This is a genomic window from Azovibrio restrictus DSM 23866, from assembly GCF_000429665.1.
Classification (GTDB): Bacteria; Pseudomonadota; Gammaproteobacteria; order Burkholderiales; family Rhodocyclaceae; genus Azovibrio; species Azovibrio restrictus.
The window spans coordinates 1-2,127 of record NZ_AUCH01000043.1; the positions used below are offsets into that span (position 1 = coordinate 1).

At 52.8% G+C, this 2,127-nt stretch carries 2 tRNA genes and 1 rRNA gene; all 3 read left to right on the forward strand.

The features are described from left to right. The first annotated feature begins 139 nt into the window (after positions 1–139). The 3 genes from G474_RS0117645 (at position 140) to G474_RS0117655 (ending at position 1,914) form a co-directional block, all read left to right on the forward strand. Positions 140–1,677 (forward strand): 16S ribosomal RNA (locus G474_RS0117645). A 70-nt stretch (positions 1,678–1,747) separates the two neighbouring features. Beyond that, positions 1,748–1,824 (forward strand) — tRNA-Ile (locus G474_RS0117650). A gap of 14 nt (positions 1,825–1,838) precedes the next feature. After that, positions 1,839–1,914, forward strand: a tRNA-Ala gene (locus tag G474_RS0117655). Positions 1,915–2,127 lie beyond the last annotated feature (213 nt).

Sequence of the window (2,127 nt, forward strand, 5' to 3'; positions counted from 1 at the left end):
CGAAGCGAAGCGCTTCGATGATCTTTAAAAACTTGGACAATCGATAAGTGTGGGTGCTTTGAGGTGGGTCGAAAGACCTGTTTTAGAGCAAACACACAGTTAAGAAATTAACTGTCAGTGAATGCGAGTTTGTTGGATTGAACTGAAGAGTTTGATCCTGGCTCAGATTGAACGCTGGCGGCATGCCTTACACATGCAAGTCGAACGGCAGCGGGGGTGCTTGCACCTGCCGGCGAGTGGCGAACGGGTGAGTAATGCATCGGAACGTACCCAGTCGTGGGGGATAACGCAGCGAAAGCTGTGCTAATACCGCATACGTCCTGAGGGAGAAAGCAGGGGATCTTCGGACCTTGTGCGATTGGAGCGGCCGATGTCAGATTAGCTAGTTGGTGAGGTAAAAGCTCACCAAGGCGACGATCTGTAGCTGGTCTGAGAGGATGATCAGCCACACTGGAACTGAGACACGGTCCAGACTCCTACGGGAGGCAGCAGTGGGGAATTTTGGACAATGGGGGCAACCCTGATCCAGCCATGCCGCGTGAGTGAAGAAGGCCTTCGGGTTGTAAAGCTCTTTCGGCCGGGAAGAAATCGTGCAGGCTAATACCCTGTATGGATGACGGTACCGGAATAAGAAGCACCGGCTAACTACGTGCCAGCAGCCGCGGTAATACGTAGGGTGCGAGCGTTAATCGGAATTACTGGGCGTAAAGCGTGCGCAGGCGGTTTTGTAAGACAGGCGTGAAATCCCCGGGCTCAACCTGGGAACTGCGCTTGTGACTGCAAGACTAGAGTACGGCAGAGGGGGGTGGAATTCCACGTGTAGCAGTGAAATGCGTAGAGATGTGGAGGAACACCAATGGCGAAGGCAGCCCCCTGGGTCGATACTGACGCTCATGCACGAAAGCGTGGGGAGCAAACAGGATTAGATACCCTGGTAGTCCACGCCCTAAACGATGTCAACTAGTTGTTGGTAGGGTAAAACCTATTAGTAACGGAGCTAACGCGTGAAGTTGACCGCCTGGGGAGTACGGCCGCAAGGTTAAAACTCAAAGGAATTGACGGGGACCCGCACAAGCGGTGGATGATGTGGATTAATTCGATGCAACGCGAAAAACCTTACCTACCCTTGACATGTCCAGAAGCCTTGAGAGATTGAGGTGTGCCTTCGGGAACTGGAACACAGGTGCTGCATGGCTGTCGTCAGCTCGTGTCGTGAGATGTTGGGTTAAGTCCCGCAACGAGCGCAACCCTTGTCATTAGTTGCCATCATTTAGTTGGGCACTCTAATGAGACTGCCGGTGACAAACCGGAGGAAGGTGGGGATGACGTCAAGTCCTCATGGCCCTTATGGGTAGGGCTTCACACGTCATACAATGGTCGGTACAGAGGGTTGCCAAGCCGCGAGGTGGAGCTAATCTCAGAAAGCCGATCGTAGTCCGGATCGCAGTCTGCAACTCGACTGCGTGAAGTCGGAATCGCTAGTAATCGCGGATCAGCATGTCGCGGTGAATACGTTCCCGGGTCTTGTACACACCGCCCGTCACACCATGGGAGTGGGTTCCACCAGAAGTAGGTAGCCTAACCGTAAGGGGGGCGCTTACCACGGTGGGGTTCATGACTGGGGTGAAGTCGTAACAAGGTAGCCGTATCGGAAGGTGCGGCTGGATCACCTCCTTTCTAGAGAAGTAGTAAATAACTTCAAAGTACCCACAACTTATCGATTGTCCAGAGACAGCGTCGCAGACGAGGGTCTGTAGCTCAGTCGGTTAGAGCACCGTCTTGATAAGGCGGGGGTCGTTGGTTCGATTCCAACCAGACCCACCACGTTTGAAGGAAACGGGGGATTAGCTCAGCTGGGAGAGCACCTGCTTTGCAAGCAGGGGGTCGTCGGTTCGATCCCGTCATCCTCCACCAAACCCCAAAGATAAGGGTTTCTGATGACAGAAATGTTTATCTTTGGCTTTTGGCCAAGACGAATTTGAGAGGAATCTCAAAACTGTGCGCTCTTTAACAAAATGGAAGAAGGTTGTTGTTCTGGCTTGGTCAGCAGGTCGGAGCAACGGTAGTAGTGATTGCATCTGTCGATAGACTTACAGCTAGGTCTGTCGATAGCACAAACAGTTGTCT